We start from the raw sequence: 25038 nt of genomic DNA on the forward strand, positions 1-25038 counted from the left end.
CTGTACGGGCAGTGCGCCCGCGCAGCCGCTCCGGCCGGCGGTGGTCCGTCACCGCCCCGACGCCGGGTGGAGCCGGATGTCGTGGTGCATCTCGCCCTCCGTGCGGGTCACCGAGAGGAACTCGGCACGCGGGGCATGGGACGAGCCGGCCGCGATGAGCGTGTACGTACCGGGCTCAAGACCGGTGATCCGGTAGCGGCCGCCGGACGCCCGCACCCCCGCCTGGCGCTTGCCCCGCGAGCTGACGACCGTGATCCACGCGTCGCAGTCGACCGGGTGGTCCGCACACCGCACGGAACCGCTGACGGTGACCGGGCCACCGGCGCCGCGGGCCGGCCGGCGTCCGCCGCCCTGACGGGGCGCGGGCACCGCACCCCGCCCGGCATCCCCGGCCGCCACCGGCGCTGCCGGGTGCGGGGACGGGGAGGTGACCGGCGCGTGCGCACCGGCCGCGGCTCCCGGCTTCTGCACACCGGCCTGCCGGGTGTGTGCGGCCCACGCCGCCAGAACCTCCTGGGTGCGCCGCTCACGTGGTGTGGGCGGCGTCGTCCTCGGGGCCTCGGCGGGCGCGGCGGACTGCTCGGTGGATGCGGCGACGGTCCGCAGACCGCGGCCCTCGGCGAATCCGGCCAGGACCTCGTCCAGCGCGGCCAGTTCCCTGAGCGCGGTGTGCAGCCGGTCGGCCCGGGGGCCCGCCGGGGCCCGCAGCCGGCCTTCGAGGTCGCGGACGAGCGGACTCACCCGGACCCAGGTACCGGCGGCCTCACCTGTCGAGAAGTGCCGGTCGAGTGCGCGCAGCGACTCAAGCAGCGTCTCGGTGATCCGCTCGACCTGCCCGGTGAGCCCGGGACCGAGATCGATGTCGACATCGGCGGCGGCGGCCAGCGCGCGGGCGTGCGCGGTGGCGGTGGCCAGAAGCGCGAGCCGGTTCTCGGCGGCGCGCCCCCGTACCCCCAGCGGCATCCGGACCAGCGGCCGGTGCACACTGCGGACCTGGAAGAGGGCCGCGTCGACCCCGCGGGCCGCCCCGCGCAGCCGGACCGGGGCCTCGGGGTCCTCCCAGCGCTCGCGGACCTGGGCCACCAGGTGCTCAAGCGCCGCGACATAGCCGCGGTCGGCCTCCTGGGCGACCTTCCGGGTGGAGAGCGGGAAGATCAGCGCGGCGCAGGCGGTGGCGACGAGGATGCCGAGCCCGTTGTCGAGCAGCCGCTCGGCCAGCAGATGGTCCATGCGGCCGTACGGGGTCGTCATCCCGTACAGCTGGACGAGCGCGGTGACGAGCCCCACGACCCAGTAGGCGTACTGGCGCTGCATGCCCCAGGCGCCCAGGGCGAGCCCTGCCACGATGACCAGCAGCGTCCAGTAGACGTGGCCGGGGCCGATGAGCCGGAGCAGCCAGATGCCGATCACCGCGCCCGCGACCGTGCCGACCATGCGGTGGGCGAGCTTGCGGAGCCGCTCGTGCGTGGTGTTGGTGCCGAAGAGCGTGATCATCACGCCGACCAGGCCCCAGTAGAAGCGCCGGGGATCGATGGCGTCGGTGATCGGGCAGACGATGGCGCAGGCCACCGCCGCGTGCAGCGGGACGCGTACGTACGGGACGACGCGCCGCCAGCCCTTCAGCTCCTGGGACGCCACCACCCTGCGGGCGACCGCGCCGGTGCCGGCCGGGCGGTTCTGCTCCAGGGCCACGGTGGGCTGGAAGGGGACCTTGGCCCGTGCCTTCGGCGCGTTCCAGCCGAGGTCGAGCCAGTGGGCCAGGGAGTCGGCGAGCGAGTCGAGGAGATGGCCGACCCGCCGGGCCAGCACCGCGGCCTCGGCCTCGTCGGGGGTCGCGTCGCGGTCGCTGAGGACGTCGGTCGCCTGCTGCTGGATGAGCCGGGCCGCCGGGTGCAGCGCGTCGGCCCGGCCGAGCGGGGTGTCGCGGGCGACGACCAGCGCGACGACCATCGCCTCCCGCAGATGCGGGGGCACGGGCAGAGCGGCGAGCCGCTGCACCGCCTGGCCGATGCCCTGGAGGGCGAGTTCGGCGTCGAAGAGGTACTGGTGGAGCAGTTCGGCGGTGTGCGGGTCGGCGGCGACCTCGGGCTGGGCGAGGCGGCCGTCGATGGTGACGGTGGTGATGTTGAGGCGGCGCAGGCTGCGCCGCATCCGCTTGATCGCGACCTCGTGGTCGGCGTCCGGATCCAGCGCGGCGGTCGCGGCGTCACCGACCCGGCGCGCCTCCACGACGAACGCGCGCTGGGTCCGCAGCAGGTCCTCGCGGGGCATCGGGCAGCAGAGCAGCAGCCGGGCGGCGAGGATGGCGGCCGATGAGACCAGCGCCACGACGAACAGCTTCCCGCACAGGTTCAGCGGGATGTTCGCCATCATCCCGACCATGAACGAGTTGAAGAGCATCATGCCGGTGAGCAGCGCGAGCGACCCGAACCGGGCGAGGAAGAACGTCAGCGCGAGCGCCACCACCATCAGGGTGAGCTCCAACGCACGGTCCTGGTGCAGCCACGCGGCGAGCGGCAGCACCGCCGAGTAGGGGAACGGCATCCACAGGATGGCGCGGGTCAGCCGGAGCGGGGTGTTCTCCGCGATGGCGAACGCGCTCATCAGGCCCATCATCCCGCCGACCATCATGCCGAGCATGGCCGGCAGGGTCAGGGCGACGGACATCCCGTAACCGACGGCGAGCCCGGTCGTGACGGCGACCAGCGAGCGCCAGCCGGCCTGCAGCTGGCCGAGTCCGGGGTCGGCGGCGAGCACCCAGTCCCACCAGCGTCTCGGCCCGCCGACCCGGCGGGGTGCGACGGAGCCTCCGGTACGGGGCGGCCGGCCGCCGTCCGGTCCGGCTGCCGGGTCCGGGGCCCCGCCGGCTCCGGTGGCTCCGGTGGCTCCGGTGGTTTCGGTTGCTGAGGCTGCTGGGGTGGCTGGGGTGGTCAACTGACCTCCGGTTCGACGGCGTGCAGAAGGGTGGACACCGCATCCCGGGCCAGTCCCACGGCCCGCTCCGGATCATCGACGTTCGTCCCCAGCCCTTCGAGAAGGGCCGAGGCCATCCGCTGCCGCGCCCGCTCCAGAAGCTCTCCGCCGGCGGGGGTGAGCGACGCCTCGACGACACGCCGGTCCCTGGCGCACCGTTCGCGCTCGATGAGTCCGCGCTCCTCCAGCTCCTGGAGGACGACGGTCACCCGCGGCTGGGCGATGCCGGTGTAGGCGGCGACCTCGGTGACCCGGCGGGGCCTGGGCTCCAGGGCGTCGAGCACGGCGGTGTGGCTGCGCGGAAGTCCGAATTCTCCGGCCCGGAACAGTGCCTGGGAGAGCCGTCCGATGCACCGCAGGAGCCCTCGGGCCGCGTCCTCGATCCGCTGTTCGTCGGAGGCCGGAGATAGATGCATATCGCAATTATATATTGCCGTCAGGGATGCCTCCGCACCCCCCTCCGCCGGGGCCCGGGAGCCCGGCCGCCCGCGGGGCCCGGCCGGAGCCCCGGCGGACACCGGGCCCCTCCGGTCTCAGCCCTGGTGGTCGCCGCCGTTCCGCCGGGCCCAGGGATGGCGCAGATGGATCCACACGTCCCTCGCCCGCCGTCCGGCCTCGGTACGGCTCTGCGCGACCAGCGAGCGCGCCTGGTCGGGGGTCTCCACCATGGGACCGGAGCCGCGCAGCGGCCGCCCCGCCGTCTCGTGCAGGAAGTAGGTGGCGATGAAGCCGATGACCCCGGCGACCATCAGGTAGTACGCCGGGACCATGTCATTGCCGGTGGCCTCGACCAGACCCGAGGCGATCAGCGGCGTCGTACCGCCGAAGAGCGAGACCGAGACGTTGAACGAGATCGACAGGGCGCCGTACCGCAGCCGGGTCGGGAAGAGGGCGGGCAGGGTGGACGCCGACGTACCGGCGAAGCACACCAGCAGCAGGCCCAGGATGAGACAGCCGAACGCGGGCAGCAGGATGCCGCCCTGCCGGATCAGGACGAACGCCGGGACCGAGAGGACGATGAGCGCGATGCTGCCCGCCATGAAGACGGGCCTGCGGCCCCAGCGGTCGGAGCTGCGGCCCACCGTGGTGATGGTGAGCACCACCACGACCATGGTGCCGAGCACCAGCAGCTGGGCGGTGAGCGCGTCCTGGCCGAGCGTCTCGGTCATGAAGGTCGGCAGGTACGAGGTCACCATGTAGTTGGTGACGTTGTAGAGCAGGACGAGCCCCATACAGATGAGCACCGCCTGCCAGTGCTGGGTGAAGATCTCCTTCAGCCGCCCGTGACCGGACTGCCGGGCCACCTCCACCGGGTCCTCGTCACCCTCCTCGTGCGGCTCCGCCGCGTACTCGGCCGCGTCCTCCTCCGCCTGCCGCTTGAAGGCCGGGGTCTCCTCAAGCCGCAGCCGCATGTACAGACCGATCAGGCCGAGCGGCCCGGCCACCAGGAACGGGATACGCCAGCCCCAGTGCACCATCCCGTCGTCCCCGAGAACCGCGGTCAGGATGGTCACGATGCCGGAGCCGAGCGAGTAGCCGACGAAGGTACCGAAGTCGAGCCAGCTGCCCAGGAATCCGCGCCTCTTGTCGGGCGAGTACTCGGCGATATAGGTCGTCGCTCCGGCGTATTCGCCGCCGGTGGAGAAACCCTGCACGAGCCGGCAGATCAGCAGCAGGATCGGCGCGGCGAATCCGATCGAGTCATAGCTGGGCAGGAAAGCGACGGCGAATGTACTGATCGCCATCATGATCATGGTCGCGGCGAGTACGCGTTTACGCCCGATCCGGTCGCCGAGCGGTCCGAACACCAGGCCGCCGAGGGGGCGCACGAGGAATGCGGCAGCGAAGGTCGCGAAGGTGGACACGACCTGCGCGCCGGGCGAACTCGCGGGGAAGAAGACCTTTCCCAGGGTGCCCGCCAAATAGGCGTACACGCCGAAGTCGAACCACTCCATCATGTTGCCGAGAGCGGATGCGGACACCGCCCGGCGCACCTCGGGTTTGTCGGTGACCGTCACGTCATCGGGGCTCAGTGACCGTTTGCGGCGCCGTAGCAGGATACGGAGGAGCCGGTCATTGGCGGAGTTCGATCCGCCGGACGGCCGTGTTTCCCGGCGGGGGCGTCCCTTGCTCATGTCATCCCGTCTGCAGAGCGGCATTGCCGCGTTCATCATCGCCTCGGCCTCCCCTGTCCAGTTCCTTCCGGGAAACACAGGAGACCGCGTGTCGGCGCACCGTCGGGCACAACGGTCCGTAAGACGGAGTGCCGGACCACTCCGTACCCCGCATTGCCAGGACAATGCAGCTGCAAACAGCCCGGCTTCCGACCACAGACCGCCGGCCACCGGCCGCGAACCACGAGCAGATCCGGAGAAAGGCATGATCCCCCAGGAGACAGGCGATTTCGGTACGGCAGCGGGGGAAACAGCGGAAAAAGAAGGCGTAAAAGTCACATCCGAGCAGTGGAAATGGTCGGTGCTGGCCGGTATGGCCTCCTATATGGATGCCGGATCCATCGTCGCCCTGGGCGCCGGGCTCGCGATGTTCCAGGCATATCTGCACTTGAGTTCGAATGCGGTGGGGCTGCTGGCAGCGCTCGGGCCCAATGCGATCGGCTGTGCCATCGGCGCGTTCGTGGGCGGACGGCTCGGCGACACACTCGGCCGTAAACGCATCTACAAGTACGACCTGCTCGTCTATGCGGCGGGAATTCTCTGCATCGCACTCGCGGTCAATCCGCTGATGCTCTTCCTGGGTACTTTTGTCGTCGGTCTCGCCGTGGGCGCCGACGTCCCCACTTCTCTCGCGCTGGTGGGCGAGTTCGCTCCGGCATCGGCGCGCGGAAAGCTCCTTGGATTCACCCAGATCGCCTGGAGCCTGGGCCCTGTCATCGTGCTGCTGCTCGCGCTCGTCCTCGCCCCGTTCGGACTCCTCGGTATCCGGCTGGTGTTCCTCCAGCTGTTCGTCGTGGCACTGGTGACCTGGGCGCTCCGGCGCGGTCTCGCGGAGTCGGCGCGCTGGAAAAGGGCCTTCGCGTCGGGGATGACGGCCCGGCCCACCACGGGCGCCCTGTTCCGGGGCCCCAACCGCAACGCGCTGATCTGGACCGGGACGATCTACCTCTTCTGGGGGCTGGCCGCCGCGACCAACGGCATCTTCACCCCGTACATGATCAGGACGCTGCATGCGGGCAGCCAGTCGGCCGGGGTGGCCCTCGCCTGCGCCGGGTTCGTGGTGAGCATCGGTGCGGCGCTGCTGTTCATGAGCTACGTCGACCGGAGCCACCTCACCCGCAAATGGATGTGGGGCGCGGGCGGCGCCATGCAGGTCATCGCCTATGTCAGCTATCTGGTACTGCCGTTCACCATCCCGGTGATCATCCTGAACATCGTGCTGTTCGCGGTGGGCGGGACATTCGCCGGGGAGCCGCTCTACAAGATCTTCAGCCAGGAGCTCTTCCCGACCATGCTGCGCGGCACGGCGCAGGGCTTCACCTTCGGTCTCTCACGGACCTTCGTCGGCATCTGGAGCCTGTTCGTACCGGCGCTCGCCAGTACCGGCATCAGGCCGGTGGCCGGAATGCTGGCCGTGTTCCTGATCATCAGCGGGTCGGTCGGCTTCTTCTTCATACCGGACACGGCGGGCAAGTCCCTGGAGGAGATCGAGGCGGAGCGCGCCTTCGCCTGAGCGGGCCGGCCGGGCTGCCCGGGCCGGATCAGAGGCCCGGGCGAAGGGGTGGCGCAGGCGTCGGGGCCCCGTCGTATCTGGACGGATTTACCGTGAACTTTCTGGGCGCCGATGGCATCCCACTGCTTGAAGTACGCGGAGCACACGGGGATCGCGCGGAGACAACGCGCACCGCACGCACGAGAAGCGCACCATCGAGAAGCGCACCATTGAGAGTGGAGATCGATCGACATGGCTGAGCAGCATCGGAACAGCACCGCCCGGCGCGCAGGCGCCCGCACCCGCACGGCCCGCCGTATAGGCGGTGCGGGGCTCGCCGTCGCCGCTGTCGCCGGGCTCGGGCTCGCCGGGGCCGGAGCCGCCCAGGCGGCGTCCGTGCCCACCTGCGCCACTTCGGGGCTCACGGCCTCCTTCGGACAGGGGCTGGCCGGCGGGATGAACCACGAGGGCGTCGTCCTCAAGCTCAAGAACACCAGCGGCCACACCTGCGACCTGCGTGGCTACCCGGGGCTCGGGCTCCAGGACGCCGGCCACCACACGCTCGCGACCTCGGTGCACTGGGGCAGCACCTGGTACGCCAAGGGTCCGGCCAAGCAGACGCTGACGCTCAAGAACGGCCAGAGCGCCGAGTCCGTCATCGCCTGGACCCACGCCAACACCGGCACATCGGGTGCCCGGCACGCGGCCTATCTGGTGGTCACTCCGCCGGCTTCCACCACGCACAAGACCCTGAAGTTCCCGCAGTGGGTCGACAACGGTGACCTCGATGTCACCGCCCTGGCCTCGCACATCAGCCTCAACGGCTGACCGGGGCATGTGATCGGGGCATCCGGCGGTCCGGGGATCCGGGACGCACGGGGTGGGGCGGGCCGCATGGGCGCGGCCCGCCCCTCCCGGTCCCCGTGTTCCTTCCGGTGCCCGTGTTCCCGTCCGGGGCGACGCGTTCCCGCCCGCCCCCGAACTCCTGCCCGGCTACGGTCCCGCGTCCGGCTCTCAGCCACCCGAGCCGGCCGAGAACGCCCCGACCTGCGGCGTCGAGACCTTGCCGTCCGAGGGCACCGGGCCGCCGTTCCACGGCACGATCAGCGCGACCTTCTCGTCCGGTGGAGTGACCCGGACGGTCGGCGGAGTCACCGTGCCCGACCCGGTCACCTCCGGGTTGGTGAACGACAGCGGCGCCCAGGCGGACGACCCGGGAGCCACCTTCACCGGGCCGCCGGACGAGCCGGTGCGTTCGGGGTCCACCGAGACCTGATGGCCGGCGCTGTCGACAAAGGCGAGACCCGGGAAACCGCTGACGGTGCAGGTGTGGCCGGATTTGTTGGTGAGGACCAGTGCGAAGTTCTCCTGCCCCGCTCCCGGGTGGTCGTCTCCGATCGACAGACCGAGCTCGGAGGTGTGGCAGCGGGCCGGGGCGGAGGGGGCGGAGGGCTTGCCGTTTCCGCCCCCACCGCTCCTCGTCGGCGTCGGGTTGTCGCCGCCGGGGGTCTTCGCCCCGGACGAGGAAGCGGACGATCCCGATCCGTCTCCGGGTGTCGCCCCGGGCGGGCTCGGCTTCGGGCTGCTGCCGGACGGAGCCGCCGACGCACCGCTGGTCACCGGGCCTCCGACGCTGGCCACCTTCTGCGGACCCGAGTCGTTGCCCGCACAGCCGCTGAGCAGCAGCGCGCCCGCGACGGCCGCCGTGGCGGCCCCGGCGGCCAGGCTCCGCCGGGAGGTGGATCCGCCCCTCCCGAAGGCTCCGGTCACCTGGTCTTCCCTGCCCCGCTGTCCTGGATTCGGCATGGCGCCGACCGTCCCTTCTCCGATTACTCTCTGACTACCTCCGATGACCGGAAGGACCGAAAAGTTCACGCCGCCGTCCGCACGCTCCGCAGAATCCGGTCGGTGGCGTCCTTGCCGAAACTCTCGGCACACCTGATCTGCACGTACACCGGCGGACTGCCCTTGGCGACCGGGACCAGCGCGACCTCCTTGAGGCTTCTGCCCGCGGTTCCGCAGGAATCCCAGGTGCGGACGGTGCCGCGCCACCGGCTGTCCGAGTACGTCGCGGTGCCGGAGTCCCGGCAGCCCGGGTGGGTGCTCTTCTTCACCTTCGCGGTCAGTTCCGCCGCACTGTCCGCGCCGGAACCGGCCGCACCGGCGAAGACCCCGCTGTCGTCGGTCCGCAGATCGGACCAGCCCGCGACCGAGTCCGCCACCGTCAGCCCCGCCCGGTGGGTGCTGTCGAGGCCGAGGGCACCGGGTGACCAGCCGGAGTCGGCGAGCTGCACGGCCCAGGCGTGCGGGACCTCCACGCTGAGCTTCCCGGTGGCGTCGCTGACCCGCTCCGTACTCGGCGGCCTGCGCTCCCACAGGGTCAGCGCCGTGCCCGCCCCGGCGACGACGACCACGGCCGTCAGCACGGTCAGCACGGTCCGCAGGGTCCTGGGGCGCCGGGTACGGCCGGGCGCCGCCGCGTCCGGGCCGCCACCGGCCGCTGCGGGCACCGGGGAGGCCCCGGACGCGGACGGCCCGGAGACACCGGAGACATGGGGCGAAGCGAAGGAGGCGGCGGACTCCCCGGCCGGGGCAAGTCGGGGGTGCCCGTCAGCTCCGGGGGAGGCGTCGGCTCCGGGGAATCCGGCTTCGCCGGGGAACGTGGCTTCTTCGGGGTACGGCGCGAACTCCGGATACCCGGCGGGCGCCGGCGAGAACGGCTGCGAGGCGGACGGTACGGGGGAGCCGCCCGGGTCCTCGGGTACGGGCCAGCCCCCGGGCCCCGGAGACATCGGCGAACCGCCCCCGGCCCCGGGCACCGGCGGCCCGGCCGGCCCCGGAGGTACGGCCGCGTCCCCCGGGACCGGGGGTGCGGGTGAGCCGCCCGGGGCCGCGGGCGCGGGTGAGCCGCCCGGGACCGATGACGAAGATGCCGAAGACGCGGGCGCGCCGCCGTCTGCCCCGGGCATCGGCGAGCCACCCGGGGCAGACGGAACCGGCGAGCCGCCCAGGGCCGACGCGGACGGTCCCGTCGCGCCCCCCGGAGCCCCGGGCCCCTGCGAACCCCCCGCCGGGCCGGGACCGGCCGTCCCGGACGAGGACTCCGGCAGCTTCCGCAGCCGTTCCAGTTCATCGGTGAACGCCCTTGCGCTCTCCCAGCGTTCCTCCCGGTCCGGCTCCATGGCCCGCCGTACCGCGGCCACGACCGGCGCCGGCAGACCCGGGCGCAGCTCATCGGCCGGGAGCACCTTGCCGGGCGGGCCGGGGACCGTACCGGTGAGCAGATGGTGGAGGACGGCCCCGAGGCTGTAGACATCGGCACGCGCGTCGATGCCGTCGTACGGTTCGGCCTGCTCGGGCGCCATATAGCCGCTGCTGCCCGCGATCACGGTGAGGCCGGACGCCTGCGCCAGGTTCTTCGCCAGGCCCAGATCGGCGATGAGGACCCGCTCATGGCCGCCCGGCCGGCCCTTGAGCAGGATGTTCGACGGCTTGATGTCCCGGTGCACGATGTCCGCGTCATGCAGTGCGGCCGCACCGCGCGCCGCCTCGGCGGTCAGCCGCAGCGCCTCGTCGACATCGAGCTCCCCCGCGGTCAGTACGTCGTCCAGGGTGCCGTGGTCCGCGTACTCCATGACGAAGTAGGGCCGTCCGTCCGGGAGATCACCGATGTCGAAGACCTGGACCACACCGCCGGAGTTGGCCCGGCGCAGCAGTCGCGCCTCCGCCACGAAACGCTCCCGGATGTCCAGCCGGTACGACCAGTTGTCGGCCATCACCTTCACCGCGACATCGGCGTGCAGCCGTTCGTCGTGGGCCAGCCACACCACGGCGAAGGCCCCCGTGCCGAGACGCCGCTGAACGCGGTACCGGCCAATCTCTTCTGGTACGGACATGTGGCTATCATGCATGGGTGATCCCCCAGCGAGTCCAACCGGCCCGACCGGCGGAGGCCGTCCAGTGAACCGGCCCGCCGATGAGACAGAGGCCCTGGCCGTCCGCGCGTCCGCCGGCGACCAGAACGCCCTGGACGCGCTGCTCCGGGACATCAGCCCCGATGTGCTGCGCCGCTGTGCACGGTTCCTGCTGTACCGCGAGGACGCGGAGGAGGCGGCCCAGGACGTACTCGTACAGGTGGCACGCAACATCCACCGCTTCGAGGGCCGCAGCAAGTTCAGCACCTGGCTGTACACGGTGGTCGCCAACTGCTCACGCCAGAAGTACCGCGAGCTCAAGCGGCGCGCGGCCGAGACCCCGCTCACCACGGCCGAGGCGACCCACCCCGACCCGCGCACCACCAGCGTGATCGCGGGCTCGCGCGTCGATCTGCTCGAAGCGCTCGACCGGTTGGAGCGGGAGGCTCCGCAGCTGGTGACGCCCCTGGTCTACCGGGACATCTGCGAACTCGACTACGCGGAGATCGCCGACCGGATGAACCTGCCCGTCGGCACCGTGAAATCCCGGCTGCACCGCGCCCGCCAGCAGGTCAGGCCCTGGCTGGTGGGCGGATACGCCGACGAGGCGCCCGGCGGTGCCGAAGCCTGAGGGCTCCACGGGCCCCGGTCCCGCTATGTCTGTTATGTCCTGGCATGCCAGGACATAACAGACATGACAGACATCGCGCACACGGTGCTGTCGCACACCCGCCGTCCGGCGCGGGCGCCACGGGGCCGCGCCCTTCCGTATTGAGCTGCGGCCGAATTCAGCGAATTACCGTCCCGGCGGTTTACTGACACGCATAATCATTGATTCACCGCATTTCCCGCCCACCGGCTCACTTACGCACGGGGTCGGCCGTCGATTCCTTGACTGCCCACCAGTTCCGCTTGCCATCATGACCACTCCACTCCCCTTCTCTTTCTGGAGAGGCCGTCATGCCGAGAGGAAATGCGGTCAGCCCTGCGGGCGGACTGGTCGAACAGCGTTCTGTGGATGTCGTTCCCGACAGTGAAAGACATGGGAGGCCCGCGAGTCTCTTCACTCTGTGGTTCGCCGCCAATTTGCAGATCAGTGCGGTGGTCACCGGATCTCTCGCGGTGGTTTTCGGAAATGACGTCTTCTGGTCCGTCATCGCGTTACTGATCGGGAATCTGCTGGGCGGCGCCGTGATGGCGCTGCACGCCGCGCAGGGGCCGCAGCTCGGCCTCCCGCAGATGATCTCCAGCCGTGCCCAGTTCGGGGTGCGGGGCGCGGCGATCCCCCTGGTGGGCACCGTGGTGATGTACATCGGTTTCTTCGCCAGCGGCAGTGTGCTGGCGGGGCAGGCCGTCGGGCATCTGACCCATCTCGGGGACACCACCGGCATCATCGTCTTCGCCACCGCCACCGCGGTCACCGCCGCCGTGGGCTACCGGCTGATCCACCGGGTCGGCAAGGTGGCCGGGCTGGTCGGGGCGCTCGCCTTCGTCTACCTGGGGGTGCGGCTGGTCCAACAGGCGCCGCTGGGGCGGCTCTTCGCCGACCACCACTTCTCCGCGCCGTCCTTCCTGCTGGCCATCTCGCTCTCGGCGTCGTGGCAGCTGGGCTTCGGACCCTATGTCGCGGACTCCTCGCGCTACCTGCCGCGCAGGACGCGGCCGTCCGCCGTCTTCTGGGCGACCATGGGCGGTACGGTGCTCGGCTCCCAGTGGTCGATGTCGTTCGGCGCGCTGACAGCGGCCTGGGGCGGCGGCCGGGGAGGCGACGAGGTGGGCGGCATCGTCAGGATGGGCGGCTCGGCGCTGATCGCCTCGCTCCTCTACTTCTCCATCGCCTTCGGCAAACTGACCGTCAATGTGCTGAACACCTACGGGGGATTCATGTCCCTGGTGACCGGCATCGGCGGATTCCGCAGGCAACGCCCCGTCAGCCCGCGTGCGAGAAGCTGCTACGTCTTCGGAATCATGGTCGCCGGTACCGCTCTCGCACTCCTGGGGAAGGGGAACTTCCTGGAATCCTTCTCCACCTTCCTGCTCTTTCTGCTGGTCTTCTTCACCCCGTGGAGCGCCATCAATCTGGTCGACTACTACCTGCTCTCCAGAAACGGTTACGACATTCCCGCACTGGCCGATCCGAAGGGCGTCTACGGCGCCTGGAACCTGCGCGCCCTGCTCACCTATGCCTTCGGTGTCCTCGTCCAGCTGCCCTTCCTCTCCAGCGAGTTGTACACCGGCCCGCTCGTGCAACGGCTGGGCGGCGCCGACATCTCCTGGATCATCGGTCTCGTGGTGCCCGGCATCCTCTACGCGGCGGTGGCCCGGCGGGGCCGCGGTGTGCCGCCGCCCGGCCGGATCCCGGCCGGGGTCAGCGGCAGCGCCGAGCCCGCGGGGGCGGCGCGCTGAGCGGCGCACGCCGGTACGTGTCCCGCCGGCGGGACACGTACCGCCCGTCACGCACCGGCCGGTGTGTACCGCCGCCTGGCCAGGGCCGCGACCAGGGTGAGCGGGGCCGCGGTCAGCGCGGCCACCGCGAACAGCTGGGCGTACGCGCCGTGCTGGGCCAGGTTCGCACCGAGCGCGGAGCCGACGGCGCTGCCGACGAAGAGCGCGGCGACGAAGAGCGCGACGGCCGTGCCCCGAGCCTCCGGTACCAGCGTGGTGGCCCAGTTCTGCAGCGAGGAGTGGAAGAAGGCCCAGCCCCCGCCGAGCAGGACGGCCGCCACCCCGATGCCCACGACGGAGGGGGTGACGGCGGCGACCAGGAAGCCGGCGCACATCATCGTCCCGCCCGCGGTGAGCAGCGCCCAGGGCGCCCGCATGGCCACCCGCTTGAGCACCCGCGAGAAGACCAGGGTGCCCGCCCCGTACAGCGCCGTGACCCCGCCCGCGCTCACGGTGCTGAGCCCGCGGTCCTGCAGGGCGGGCGCCAGGAAGGTGAAGCAGCCGAGCAGCACCGCGCCCTCGACGAGGCCGAAGAACATGACCACCCAGGCCCAGCGCAGCCGCATCACGGTGGCGAGCTGTTCGCCCGGCCGCCGCAGGGTGCCCGCCACCCGGGACTCGGACATCCCGCGCATCGCGTACACCGCGCACGCGGCCAGGACCGCCGGGAGCGCGAACATCACACGCCAGCTGAGCAGTTGGGCGACGCTTCCGGCGACCAGGGTGGCGGCCGCCGTGCCGATGGCCAGGGCCAGCTGGAGGTCCGACAGGGCCCGCTGGCGTACGGCCGCGGGCACCGTGTCCCCCACATAGGTGAGCGAGGTGGGCACCACGGCACCGAAGAAGGCACCGGTGGCGATGCGCAGGACGACCAGCACGGTCAGCGAAGGAGCCACCGCCGAGAGCAGCCCGCACAGGGTGGTCGCACAGAGCGTGGCCCTGATGACGCGCATCCGCCCGTACCGGTCGGACAGCATCCCCCACACCGGCTGGGCCGCACCATAGGCGAAGAAGTAGCCGCTGGCGATGAGGACGACCTCGCTCAGCCGTACGTGGAGACCGGCCGCGACCGCCACCAGCATCGGGGTGATCGCGAACCGGTCGAAGTTGCTGAGGAAGCAGGCGACGACGAAGGCGCGCGGCACACTCGCTGCCTTCTCGTCCACCTGCTCCACCGCGGGCGGCGGCGCGGTCTCCGTCACGGCCGGGGGCGGCGGTGCCTCCGCCGCGGCCGGGGACGGCGCGGCCCTTTCCGCGGTGGGCGGCGGCGCGGCCTGCGGAGGGACCGGCGGGCCGGCCGCTTCGGGGTTGTGCACATCCCTGGACATCGCCTGACTCCTCGGCAGTTCGGTGGTGTTCGACGTTCACACCATCGGCCGCATGGACCGGGCGAGCCAGGACACAAGGGATCCTGTTATCAACGCTCCCCCCCGGCCGGGTCGGCCCTCCCCGGCTAACGTGGATATGTTGTATCCGCGATATCGAAGAATGCAGCAGCGGCAGACCGAAGGAGAGGCAGCCGGATGGCCACGACAACCCACACCCCGGTCCGCACCTGGGGCGACGGCGATCGCTACGCCCTTCTGGTGCACGGCATCACAGCGGATTCAAGCAGCTGGTGGCGGGTGGCACCGGCGCTCGCCGAGCGCGGCTACCGCGTTCTGGCCCCCGATCTCCCGGGCCACGGGCGGGCCCCCCGGCTCGACCGGTACACCCTTCAGGACCTTGCGGACGCACTCGTGGAGTCGGTACCGGCCGGGCCCGACCTCGCCATCGGCCACTCGCTCGGCGGCCTGCTCCTCTCCCTCGTCGGGGAACGACTCAAGCCGGGCCGCGTGGTGTACGTGGAGCCGGCCTGGAACGAGACCCTGGAGTCGACCCTGCGCGAGTTCCGCTGTCAGAAGGAGTGGTCGCCCGCCCAGGTGGAGGAGGCCATGGTGCGCTGGGAGCCGGAGGCCCGCAAGGCGAAGGTCGCCTCGCTGGCCCAGTGGGATCCGCGCACCCTGGACGCCATCGAGGGACTGCCGCGCCGGAACCCGGGCCCGCCCGGGGTACCCGGCATGGTGGTGCTCGCCGACCCCAGCCATATGGTGCCGCCACCCGTGGCCCGGGAGCTGCGTGCGCTCGACTACGGAGTGCGCGTCGTACCCCGGAGCGGTCACGTCGTCCACCAGGACGACTTCGACGGCTTCCTGGCCGCGGTCAAGGACTGGCTGTGAACACGGTACGGACTGGCTGTAGGCAACATCACCCATCCAGCAAGAGGAGAGTGCACCGATGTTCCATGATGTCGACGCCGAAGTCCTGTCCCGCCGGCCGGGCACCAAGTGGGGCGAGGCCGGACCCGGCGTGCTGCCCGCCTGGATCGCGGAGATGGACTTCCCGCCGGCCCCGGTGGTGCGCGACGCGCTGCTGCGCTGCGTCTCCGAGGACCTGGGATACCCGTCCTGGGACGCGCACCCCGGGCGCAACCCGCTCCGTGCGGCGCTGGCGGAACGGATGGAGCAGCGGTACGGCCTGGTCCTGGACCCCGGTGAGGTGCGGGAGTTCACCGACATCAACCAGGCCCTCCAGGCCGTACTGATGGTCACGACACAGCCGGGCGACACGATCGCCGCGCACACCCCCACCTATCCGCCCTTCCTGCGGACCCTGGAGACCATGGACCGGCGGCTGCTGGCCGCGCCGTACGTCCCGCACGAGGACGGCTGGGCCTTCTCGGCCGACCGGCTCGCCGAGGACGTGGCGGTCACCGGGTGCCGGGTGCTGCTGCTCGTCAGTCCGCACAACCCGACGGGACACGTGCTGCGCAGGGCGGAGCTTGAGGCGCTGGCCGAGATCGTGCTGCGCCACGACATGCTGGTCGTATCGGACGAGATCCACTCCGAGCTGGTCCACGAACCGCACCAGCACATCCCCTTCGCCTCGCTCGGACCCGAACTGGCCGCGCGTACGGTCACGCTGACCTCCGCCACGAAGGCGTTCAACGTGCCCGGGGTCCGGTGCGCCGTCGGCCACATCGGGCCGCGCGGGGTGCGTGAGGCGCTGTCGTCCCCGTCCCATCTGTACGGCGAGCCGAACAACTTCGGGGTGGCGGCCACCCTCGCCGCCTGGCGGGAGGGCGACTCCTGGCTCTCGGAGCTGCGCCCCGTGCTGGCGGCCAACGCCCTCGCGCTGAAGGAGCAGTTGCCGGCCGGCGTGGGCTACCGGGTGCCCGAGGCCAGCTATCTGGCCTGGCTGGACTGCCGGGACCTGGACCTGCCCTCGGATCCGCGGACGTTCTTCCACGAGAAGGCGCGGGTCCTGCTCAACGACGGCCGCGCCTTCGGCCCGGAGGGCGAGGGTTTCGTACGCCTCAACTTCGGCACCTCCCCCGCCCTCCTGGCGGAGATCACCCGGCGGATGAGCGAAGCCGTGGGCTGACCTCCTGGGCCGACCCCCTGGCCGGCCGGGCTTGCCCCCTGGCCGGCCGGCCTACCGCGCGCGGTAGGCCGCCAGCGCCCGGTCGACCAGCGCTCCGGCCGCGCCGGTGTAGTGGGCGGGGTCCAGCAGGTCGAGCACCTCCGCGGCCCCGGCCACACCGGCCAGCTCGGGCGCCCCGGTGAGCAGCTCGGCCAGCGGCCGCCCGGTGCGTACCGCCTCGGCCCCGGTCCGGTTCAGCAGCTCCCGTGCGGCGGCCTTGCCCAGGGCGGGCGTGAGGACGGCGGCCACCCGCTCGGACACCACGAGACCTGCGGTGAGCCCGAGGTTGGCCCGCATCCGCTCCGGGAAGACCGTCAGGCCCTCCACCAGCTGGACCGCGGTGTGCGCCGCGCCTCCGGTGAGCCGCAGGCTCTCCCGCAGGGGCTGCCACTCCGCGTGCCAGGCGCCCGCCGGGCGCTCGTCCTCCGCAGCCATCGCCTGGGCCGGTACCAGGGCCAGGGAGGGGACTTGCAGGCCCGCGGTACGGATCAGCGTGGCCAGGGCGGGGTTGCGCTTGTGGGGCATCGCGGACGAGACCCCACGGCCGGGCGCCGCGGGCTCCGCCACCTCGGCGATCTCCGTACGGGAGAGCACCTGGACGTCCACCGCCACCTTGTCCAGCGCCCCGGTGCAGAGCACCAGTGCCTGGCTCAGCTCCACGAGCGGGGCGCGTGTGGTGTGCCAGGGCAACAGCGGCTCGGCCAGGCCCAGTTCGGCCGCGTAGGCGGCGAGGAGGCGGGGCGCGGTCGCGACCGGATCGGCCACCTCCTGGATCCGGGCCTGCTCCACGTAGCCCGCCAGGGTCCCCGCCGCGCCACCCAGCTGGACCGGCAGCCCGGAGCCGAGCACCTCCCCGAGCCGGTCGGCGGCCCTCAGCACTCCGTCCAGCCAGCCCGCCGCCTTCAGCCCGAAGGTGGTCGGTACGGCGTGCGCGCCCAGCGTGCGGCCCGCGACCAGGGTGTCCCGGTGACGGCCGGCCAGCGCGGCCAGGGCATCGGCGGTCCGCAGCAGGTCGGTGTGGATCAGTGTGCCGGCCCGCTGTCCCACCAGCATGGCCGCGGTGTCCATGATGTCCTGGCTGGTGGAGCCCCGGTGCACATACTCGGCGGCGTCCGGGTCCTCGGCCTTCACCACGGCGGTGAAGGCCTCCACCACGGCTACCACCGGGTTGGCCGCGCCCCTGGTGCGGACCGCGAGTTCGCGCAGGCCGAGCCGGGAGGCGTCGGCCAGCCTGCTGATCGTCCCGGCCGCCGTGCCGGGCACAAGGCCCAGCTCCGCCTGGGCCCTGACCAGCCCGGCCTCGGCGTCCAGCAGGGCCTGGAGCCAGGCGATGTCGGCGGTCTCGGCCTCGACGGGGGTCCCCGCCCGCACCGGCGTCAGCAGGCCGGTGTCCAGGAACGCGGCCGTCTCGGGCGTGTGGTTCATCGCTCGTCCTTCTCCCGTGCTCCGGAGCCCGTGTCCGGGCTCCCTCTCTCGGTCCCCATTTCCAGGGCCCGTCCCCCGGGCCCCGTGCCCCGGCCCTCGGCGTCCCCTGCCCCAGGGCGCAGAAAGTTTGTGGGTATTCCGGATATTGCATGACTAGACTGTCCGCATGAAGCTGTCACAAGGCGTGGAGTGGGGTCTGCACTGTGCCATGCTGCTCGCGCAGGTGCCGCCCGGCGGGCTGATGCGCCGCGATGCGCTGGCCGGGCACTTCGGCCTGCCCGAGGCATATCTCTCCAAACACCTCCAGGCGATGACCAGAGCGGGCGTGCTGTACGCCAACTCCGGCCCGAAGGGCGGCTACCGGCTGGCCCGCACCCCCGAGTCGATCACCACCCTGGATGTGGTGGAGGCCATCGAGGGCACCGCGGCCCCCTTCATCTGCCAGGAGATCCGGCAGCGCGGCACCGGCGCCTCCTCCCCCGAGGAGTGCCGGCGCACCTGCATGGTGAGCACCGTGATGAGCCAGGCCGACGAAGCCTGGCGCGCCTCGCTGCGCTCGGTCACCATCGCCGAACTCGTCGCGCGGCTCCCCGATTCGGTGCGTACGCGCAACGCGGAGCGGCTTCCCCAGCTGGCTCACTGAGGCCGGCTCGCTGAAGGCCGGGTCACCTGAGGGCCGGCTCACTGGGAGCCTGCCGGGACGGCGTCCCTGGCGGGCTCCGGAGCCGCCCGCAGCGCCGCACGCGCGATGATGTCGGCGTCGCTGAGGATCACCGAGTTGACCCCCGGTCTGATCCCGGCCGCTGTCACCCAGTGCACGGTCTCGGTCGGCACACCGAACGCGAAGCGCCGGGGGTGTGCCCTGCCTTCGGCGTCCACCACGTGGTAGGGCCGCCGGGTGACGGCGAGGCCGCCGGTGCGGTATTCGGGGCCGCTCTCGTCGGCCAGTCCGTACGCCGAACACTGCCCGGTGCCCAGCAGATGGCGCAGCAGCGGATCGGTGGTCCTGCGGATGTCGACCTCGGGCAGCCTCGCCTCCACCAGGCTGGTGACCTGGACGGCGGGGCCCGGGACGGCCGTCGACTCGACCTGGAAACACTTGCCCGAGGCGTCGGGCAGCACCCGGAAGCCCGGACCGAGCAGGGTCAGTACGCCCGCCTCGACCAGCGCGATCATCTCCTCGATCCGGCTCGCCGGGGGGCCGATGGAGAGGAACGCGTTGAGCGGTGTGTACCACTCCTGGAGGTCGCTGCGGTACGAACTGCCGGTGATCCCGCCGTGGTCCACTATCAGCCGTATCTCGTTGCGCAGGTCGCGCAGCACGTCGAGCGCGGCCTTGAGGGGGCCGCGTACGTTGCCGCGGGCGGCCTCGCGGAGGTCGCTGCGGAGATAGCCGAGCAGCCATGCCCGGTAGTCGTCGGGCCCGCTGAAGGTCCGGGTTCCGTACGGCCGGATCACCCGGTCCCAGTCCCAGCGCAGCTGCCGGGCCACGTCGTAGCGGTCGAGGAGCGCGCACTCGGCCTCGTCGCCTTCGCCCGCTGAGAGGACGGTGAAGACCCCGGCGAAGGCGTCGGCGGCCGCGGCGCCGTCACGTTCGGCGAGCAGGGTGCGGTAGTAGACCAGGCGCACCTCCCGCGAGACGATCGGCCAGATGTCGCGACGGAACCGGAGCCGGCGCCCCGCCGCGCTCTCGGCCTGCAGTGCGCGTACGGCCTGCGGGGTGAGGAAGACCGGCTGGTGACGGACTGCCGGTCCCTTCTGGTTCTCGCCGCGTGCGTGGTACGGGACGCCGCGCCGTGATCCCGCGTAGAGCACCGGTTCGGCTCCCGACGGCCGGTAGACCAGGCGTCCGCCGACCCGTTCGAAACGGCCGCCGCGGCCGGCCGTGAGCATCGCCATGTGGTCGAAGAAGTTCAGCCCGAGCCCGCGCAGCGCCACCGACTCACCGGGTCTGATGGAGTCCTCGGGGGTGTCGGCGGGGTTGCCCGGCGGAAAGTAGCCGAGGCCGTGCTCGTGCGCGAAGACCGACAGGTCCTTCTCGTCGGGGGTGAGCTCCATCCCCACGTGCCCCTGGGCGAGGACCACGGCGGTCAGACCGCTCAGGCTGGTGCCGTCGTCCAGGCGCAGGGTCTGCGTCCCGTCGCCGTCGTCGTCCAGGGCCACCGCGACCGCGCGGTGCAGCACGACTTCGACGGAGTCCGGGAGCCCGGCGCGGACCCGGGCCAGCGCCCAGTCCACGTAGTGGCCGTACAGGGACCGGGAGGCGTAGGAGTCCGGGCCCAGCGTCGCCGCCTCGGCCAGCACCTGTTCCGGGTAGCGGCCCGGCTGCCGCGCACCGTCCAGGGCGCGCGCCCACTCGTGCAGACTCGGCCCGTTCACCACCGGGCCCTCGCCCTCCACGCTGTCGTCCATGAACATGGAGACCTGGGACGCGACCGTGTTCATGAGGAGTTCGGCCGGCTGATCGGTGCGCCACACCTGACCGCCGCCGCCGTGCCGGGAGTCGACGAGGTGGATGGTCACCCGGTCGCCGGGGGCGCCGAGCACGGGGGCGTTGGCACACATCCGCTCCACGACCGATATCCCTCTCGGCCCCGCCCCGACCACACACAGGTCAGCACTTCTGGACAGCAACGTTCCTCCTTGTGTTCGGCGGCCGGCGACCGGTCAGGACATCAGCGGGAGCGACGGGTTCGGGGGTGCGCACAGGGTGAGCCGGCCGGCCAGCGGGGCCCATTCTCGTACGGTCTCGCCGAGCTCCTTCAGGTCGGTGTCGCCGAGCGCCTGCGGCCCGTCGCAGAGCGCGGCCTCGGGTGTCGGATGGACGTCGACCATGGCTCCGTCGGCCCCCACGGCGACCCCCGCACGGACCAGCGGTACGACCAGACCCGCGCGTCCCCCCGCGTGCGAGGGGTCGACGATGACCGGCAGATGCGACAGCTGCTGGGCCACCGGCACAGCCGAGAGGTCCAGAGTATTGCGCGTGGCCCGCTCATAGGTACGAATCCCGCGTTCGCAGAGCACCACGCCGAGGTTGCCGCGGTGGGCGATGTACTCGGCCGCCAGCAGCCACTCCTCGACCGTGGCGCTCATCCCCCGCTTGAGCAGCACCGGCTTCCCGGTGTCCGCCGCCGCTTCGAGCAGCGGGAAGCTCTGCATGCTGCGGGTCCCGATCTGGAGCATGTCGGCGTAGCGCGCGACGGTTTCGGCGTCCCGCGGGTCCATCACCTCGGTGATCACCGGCAGTCCCGTCTCCGCGCGCACGTCGGCGAGGATCCGCAGGCCGTCCTCGCCCAGGCCCCTGAAGTCGTAGGGCGAGGTACGGGGTTTGTACGCGCCGCCGCGCAGCAGCGCGGCGCCCGCCGTCAGTGCCATCCGGGCGGCGGCCCGGGTCTGCTCCTCGGTCTCCACGGCGCAGGGCCCCGCGATCAGTGTGAAGGTGCCGGCCCCGATGGGGACCCCGCCCACCTCCACCACGGAACGCTCGGCCAGGCTGTCCCGGCTGACCAGCGGGTACGGCGTGGGGTGCGCGGTCACCGCCCGCACCCCCGGCAGGGCGCGCAGGACGTCCGCCGCTGGTGCGGTGGCTGCCCCGTCGTCCACGGCCGCGATCAGGAGGTGGTCGCGTCCTCTGCTGATGTAGGAGCGGACCCCGGCGTCGTTCACCCGGGCCAGCACGGCGGCCACGTCCTCGGGCGCGGCGTCCGACGACATCACTATGACCATGTTCCTACTCCGAACGTTGGGTGAGCTGGCGGGAACCGGCGTCCCCGAGCAGCGAGGTGAGCAGATCACCGATGAGGTGCGGCCCGTGCTCGGTGAGCACGGACTCGGCGTGGAACTGCAGCGAGCAGAATCCGGGGCCGCGCAGGGCGTGCACTTCGCACGTACCGGCGTCCCGGCTGACATCGATCTTGGCGGGGCTGTGCGGATGCTCGAAGCGGTCCGCGTCGCTGAGCGCGACGAACGTGTTGTAGAAGCCGACCCGCTCCGCGCCGCCGAACAGGTCGATCCTGCGCTGGACGCCCTGGTTGGGGCGGGCGCGGCGGACGACACGCAGGCCGAGCAGGGAGCTGAGGACCTGGTGTCCGAGGCAGACCGCAAGGAAGGGGGTACGGCCGGCGAGCAGTCGCGCGCCGATCTCCCGCAGCCGGCCGATCCTCGGGTCGCGGGCCGCGAGGGGGTCGCCGGGACCGGGGCCGAGCACCACCAGGTCGAAGTCCTCGGGGGACAGCTCGTCGGCATACGAACGGAGCGTCACCTCAAGCCCCACGGAGGCGAGTTGGTGTCCGAGCATGGTGGTGAAGCTGTCCTCGGCGTCGATCACGAGGACGCTGCGACCGGCCAGTGCGGGGCGCAGCGCGGTGCGGGCTTCCTCGTCGGTGAACCAGAACCGGCCGAGACCGGTGTTGCGGCTCTCCAGGGCCGCCCGGATCTCCGGGTGCCGCCCCAGCAGCGGTTCGGTGGCGGGCCGGGGGCGCCGCGGTGTGTGCCCCATCGCCGACAGCAGGCCCTGGGCCTTCGCCCGGGTCTCCGCCACCTCCGCCGCCGGGTCCGAGTGGCGCACCAGGGTCGCGCCGACCCCGATCCGCACCGATCCCGCCGCGCTGATCTCCGCGGTACGGATGAGGATCGCGGAGTCGAGCGAGGGCCGCCCCCGGCCGTCCCTGCCGAGCAGGGCGATCACCCCGCTGTAGTAGCCGCGGCCGGTCCGCTCGTATCTGCGCACCACCCGGAAGGCGTTGGCCAGCGGGCTCCCCACGACGGTGGGCGCGAAGAGGCTGCGCCGCAGTATCTCGGCCGGGTCGAGCGAGGTGCGGCCGACGATGAAGTACTCGGTGTGGGCGAGGTGCCCCATCTCCTTCAGCAGCGGTCCCACGGCGCGGGCGCCCCGGTCGCAGATGCCGCCCATCACCTTGAGCTCCTCGTCGAGCACCATGGTGAGTTCGTCGGTCTCCTTGCCGTCGCCCAGGAACTCCAGCACCGATTCCGGCGTGGGGCCCTCCGGCGGGTAGCGGTAGGTGCCGCTGATCGGGTTCATGGCCGCCGTGCCGTCGTCGAGGGTGATGTGGCGTTCCGGCGACGCGCCCACGAAGGTCCGGTCGCCGGTGTGCACCAGGAACGTCCAGTAGGCGCCCCGTTCCCGCTCGACCAGCCGGCGGAAGAGGGCGAGCGCGGAGTCGAGGGTGTAGCTCTCCAGGGTCCCGGTGAAGGTGCGGCTGATGACGAAGTTGCAGCCCTCGCCGGTGCCGATCTCGCGGTTGAGTACGGTGCGGACGATGTCCTCGTAGCGGTCGTCGGCGATGTCGAATCCGCCGTCGCGCAGCCGCAGGGGCACCTCCGGGCCGTACCGTCCGAGAGCGGACTCCGGGATCGTGCTCTGCTCGGTGACGTCCATGGCCAGGATGGGCGCGCCGTCGTCGTGGCACTCCATCCCGCGCTCGGCCGCCGCGCGGTACGGCAGCAGAACGAGGACCGGCCCGCTGTCCGCACCGGGCGCCGGCAGCGCGTCGAGACCGCTGAGTACGGACACCGGCCCGCGCAGCAGTTCCAGCTGCCCCGCGGGGGTCGTCGAGGGCCGGGACAGCAGGGCGAAGGGCCGCCGGTCCTGGAACTCCGCCGGGGCGCCGGCCACGGACGCGGTCAAGGTGTCACCGCCTCCTTGGAGAGCGCCGCGAGCACCGCGTCGGCCGGCAGGACCACGGAGCAGCGCTCCGCCGCGTAGCGCAGCGCCTGTGCGTGGTAGTCGGCGTTGAAGTCGGCGACGGCGTCGGCGACCAGGAAGGACTGGATGTCGTACGCCAGGGCGTCGTTGGCCGTCGTCAGACAGCCGACGTGCGCGTAGACCCCGCAGATGACGAGCTGGTCGCGGCCCTGCTCCCGGAGGATGTCGAGGAGGCGGGTGCGCTGGAAGGCGCTGTAGCGCCACTTGGTCAGGATGTGGTCGCCCAGCTCCGGGGCGAGCTCCGGCACGATCGCGCGCTGTTCGGCCTCCGCCGTCATGCCGCCGCCCCAGAAGTCCTGGAGCAGGCCACGCTGGCCGGCCGTCATGTCGCCCGGCTGCGCGGTGTAGCAGACGGGCACACCCAGTTCGGCGCAGCGCGTACGGAGTCTGACGATGTTCGCCGTCAGCTCGCTCGCGGGCGAGCGGCCGGCCGGGAACGCCTCGACGAAGTAGCGCTGCATGTCGTGGATGAGCAGGACGGTGCGGGCCGGGTCGGGAACCCACGGTGCGGTGTTGTCCGGCAGTCCGTCCGCCGCAGGCATCGGGTAGGCGGTGATGTCCGGGATGCCCATGCTGTCCCTCTCCTCGTTTCTGTTCTGTGCTCTGTCGCTTCCGCTGCTGGCCGGGTGTGCTACGCGCCGAGGGCCGCGCCGCCGTCGACGCACAGTTCGTGCAGGGTGATCTGCGCGGCCCGCTCGGAGAGCAGGAACGACACCGCTCCGGCGACATCCACCGGCGTGGCGACGCGCCCCAGGGGGATGCCGACCCGGTAGCTCTCCGGGGCTCCGGCGATCGTGGCCCCGAACCCGTCGCGGTTGGTGCCCATGCCGCGCAGCATGGGGGTGTCCGTGGAGCCGGGGTTCACCACATTGCAGCGGATCCCGAACGGGGCCAGCTCCAGGCCGAGCGATTTGGTGAACGACGCCGAAGCGGCCTTGGAGGCGGCGTAGGCGGCCATGTGCGAACGGGGCACCCTGGCCGCGTTGGAGGCCACCGTGACGATCGCCCCGGATCCGCGCTCCCGCATCACCCGGGCCGCGGCCCGTGACATGTAGAAGACGCCGTCGGTGTTGACCGCGAAGGTGGCCCGCCAGTCCTCGTCGCTCAGGGTGGCCACCGGGCCGAGTCTGAGCACCCCCGCCACGTTGACCAGGTGGTCCACCGGGCCGAAGTGCTCGGCCGCGGTGGCCACGGCGGCGGTGGCGGCCGCGCTGTCGGAGACGTCGGCGGCCACGGCCACGACGCTGCCGCCGGCCGCCCGCAGATCGGTGGCCAGCTCCTCGGCGGCCGTACCGTCCAGGTCCACCGCGACGACCCGGGCCCCGGCCTCCGCCAGGACCTGGGCGACCGCGCGGCCGATGCCGCCACCGGCCCCGGTGACCAGTGCCACCTTGCCGGAGAACTCCTTCTCGTCCATCCTGCCGATCA

19 protein-coding genes are annotated in these 25038 nt (G+C 72.0%); 7 read left to right on the forward strand and 12 right to left on the reverse strand.

All coding sequences use genetic code 11. The features are described 5' to 3' along the window. Positions 1–48: 48 nt before the first annotated feature. The 3 genes from ACWGKJ_RS32845 to proP all read right to left on the reverse strand — a co-directional run bounded on the left by ACWGKJ_RS32845 (position 49) and on the right by proP (position 5132). On the reverse strand, positions 49–2934 hold the full coding sequence (locus ACWGKJ_RS32845) for an FUSC family protein (RefSeq protein ID WP_385026381.1): 2886 nt from the start codon (positions 2932–2934) through the stop codon (positions 49–51). Continuing rightward, the gene (locus ACWGKJ_RS32850; protein ID WP_385026378.1) at positions 2931–3389 is read right to left on the reverse strand and encodes a MarR family winged helix-turn-helix transcriptional regulator; all 459 of its coding nucleotides are present in this window, start codon (positions 3387–3389) and stop codon (positions 2931–2933) included. Before ACWGKJ_RS32850 ends, ACWGKJ_RS32845 begins: the two co-directional genes overlap by 4 nt. A gap of 117 nt (positions 3390–3506) precedes the next feature. Further along, on the reverse strand, positions 3507–5132 hold the full coding sequence (gene proP, locus ACWGKJ_RS32855; protein WP_385026383.1) for a glycine betaine/L-proline transporter ProP: 1626 nt from the start codon (positions 5130–5132) through the stop codon (positions 3507–3509). 220 nt (positions 5133–5352) lie between these two features. Between proP and ACWGKJ_RS32860 the strand changes: the two genes are divergently transcribed. Beyond that, positions 5353–6660 (forward strand): MFS transporter, encoded by a 1308-nt coding sequence (locus tag ACWGKJ_RS32860; protein WP_385026376.1) that lies wholly within the window; start codon positions 5353–5355, stop codon positions 6658–6660. Between the two features lie 231 nt (positions 6661–6891). Further along, positions 6892–7467, forward strand: a complete 576-nt coding sequence (locus ACWGKJ_RS32865; protein ID WP_385026373.1) for a DUF4232 domain-containing protein — start codon at positions 6892–6894, stop codon at positions 7465–7467. 186 nt (positions 7468–7653) lie between these two features. Here ACWGKJ_RS32865 and ACWGKJ_RS32870 read toward each other — a convergent pair whose 3' ends face one another. Further along, the gene (locus ACWGKJ_RS32870; protein WP_385026370.1) at positions 7654–8445 is read right to left on the reverse strand and encodes a DUF4232 domain-containing protein; all 792 of its coding nucleotides are present in this window, start codon (positions 8443–8445) and stop codon (positions 7654–7656) included. Positions 8446–8510: 65 nt separating this feature from the next. Continuing rightward, entirely contained in the window at positions 8511–10535 is a 2025-nt protein-coding gene (locus ACWGKJ_RS32875; RefSeq protein ID WP_453315888.1) for a protein kinase domain-containing protein, read from the reverse strand. A gap of 64 nt (positions 10536–10599) precedes the next feature. Between ACWGKJ_RS32875 and ACWGKJ_RS32880 the strand changes: the two genes are divergently transcribed. Further along, entirely contained in the window at positions 10600–11184 is a 585-nt protein-coding gene (locus ACWGKJ_RS32880) for an RNA polymerase sigma factor (RefSeq protein WP_385026364.1), read from the forward strand. 329 nt (positions 11185–11513) lie between these two features. Continuing rightward, positions 11514–12959 (forward strand): purine-cytosine permease family protein, encoded by a 1446-nt coding sequence (locus tag ACWGKJ_RS32885; protein ID WP_385026361.1) that lies wholly within the window; start codon positions 11514–11516, stop codon positions 12957–12959. Positions 12960–13006: 47 nt separating this feature from the next. Here the strand turns inward: ACWGKJ_RS32885 and ACWGKJ_RS32890 are convergent, their stop codons facing one another. Next, positions 13007–14326, reverse strand: a complete 1320-nt coding sequence (locus ACWGKJ_RS32890; protein ID WP_385026359.1) for an MFS transporter — start codon at positions 14324–14326, stop codon at positions 13007–13009. Positions 14327–14521: 195 nt separating this feature from the next. Between ACWGKJ_RS32890 and ACWGKJ_RS32895 the strand changes: the two genes are divergently transcribed. Together ACWGKJ_RS32895 and ACWGKJ_RS32900 are read left to right on the forward strand one after the other, a co-directional pair. Further along, positions 14522–15217 (forward strand): alpha/beta fold hydrolase, encoded by a 696-nt coding sequence (locus ACWGKJ_RS32895; RefSeq protein ID WP_385026356.1) that lies wholly within the window; start codon positions 14522–14524, stop codon positions 15215–15217. A 58-nt stretch (positions 15218–15275) separates the two neighbouring features. Next, on the forward strand, positions 15276–16421 hold the full coding sequence (locus ACWGKJ_RS32900) for a MalY/PatB family protein (protein WP_385026353.1): 1146 nt from the start codon (positions 15276–15278) through the stop codon (positions 16419–16421). A 51-nt stretch (positions 16422–16472) separates the two neighbouring features. On the opposite strand, the gene ACWGKJ_RS32905 is transcribed toward ACWGKJ_RS32900, so the two are convergent. Next, positions 16473–17885: a class-II fumarase/aspartase family protein gene (locus ACWGKJ_RS32905; RefSeq protein WP_385026350.1), complete on the reverse strand. Its 1413-nt coding sequence runs from the start codon at positions 17883–17885 to the stop codon at positions 16473–16475. 166 nt (positions 17886–18051) lie between these two features. On the opposite strand from ACWGKJ_RS32905, the gene ACWGKJ_RS32910 reads away from it, so the two are divergent. Continuing rightward, the gene (locus ACWGKJ_RS32910) at positions 18052–18528 is read left to right on the forward strand and encodes an RrF2 family transcriptional regulator (RefSeq protein ID WP_453315889.1); all 477 of its coding nucleotides are present in this window, start codon (positions 18052–18054) and stop codon (positions 18526–18528) included. A 38-nt stretch (positions 18529–18566) separates the two neighbouring features. Here ACWGKJ_RS32910 and ACWGKJ_RS32915 read toward each other — a convergent pair whose 3' ends face one another. Genes ACWGKJ_RS32915 through ACWGKJ_RS32935 form a run of 5 tightly spaced genes read right to left on the reverse strand, consistent with a single transcriptional unit; the run spans position 18567 to position 25027 of the window. Then, complete coding sequence (locus ACWGKJ_RS32915) at positions 18567–20519, reverse strand: FAD/NAD(P)-binding protein (protein WP_385026345.1); 1953 nt, start codon at positions 20517–20519, stop codon at positions 18567–18569. Positions 20520–20552: 33 nt separating this feature from the next. Further along, entirely contained in the window at positions 20553–21611 is a 1059-nt protein-coding gene (aroF, locus tag ACWGKJ_RS32920) for a 3-deoxy-7-phosphoheptulonate synthase (protein ID WP_385026342.1), read from the reverse strand. A gap of 4 nt (positions 21612–21615) precedes the next feature. Beyond that, positions 21616–23532 (reverse strand): anthranilate synthase family protein, encoded by a 1917-nt coding sequence (locus ACWGKJ_RS32925; RefSeq protein ID WP_385026339.1) that lies wholly within the window; start codon positions 23530–23532, stop codon positions 21616–21618. Then, complete coding sequence (locus ACWGKJ_RS32930) at positions 23529–24182, reverse strand: isochorismatase family protein (RefSeq protein ID WP_385026336.1); 654 nt, start codon at positions 24180–24182, stop codon at positions 23529–23531. Before ACWGKJ_RS32930 ends, ACWGKJ_RS32925 begins: the two co-directional genes overlap by 4 nt. 59 nt (positions 24183–24241) lie before the next feature. Beyond that, positions 24242–25027 carry a 2,3-dihydro-2,3-dihydroxybenzoate dehydrogenase gene (locus ACWGKJ_RS32935; RefSeq protein ID WP_385026333.1) on the reverse strand — a complete coding sequence of 262 codons (786 nt, stop codon included), beginning with the start codon at positions 25025–25027 and terminating at the stop codon, positions 24242–24244. Between the last annotated feature and the right edge of the window lie 11 nt (positions 25028–25038).

This window comes from Streptomyces sp. NPDC054757, from assembly GCF_053612185.1.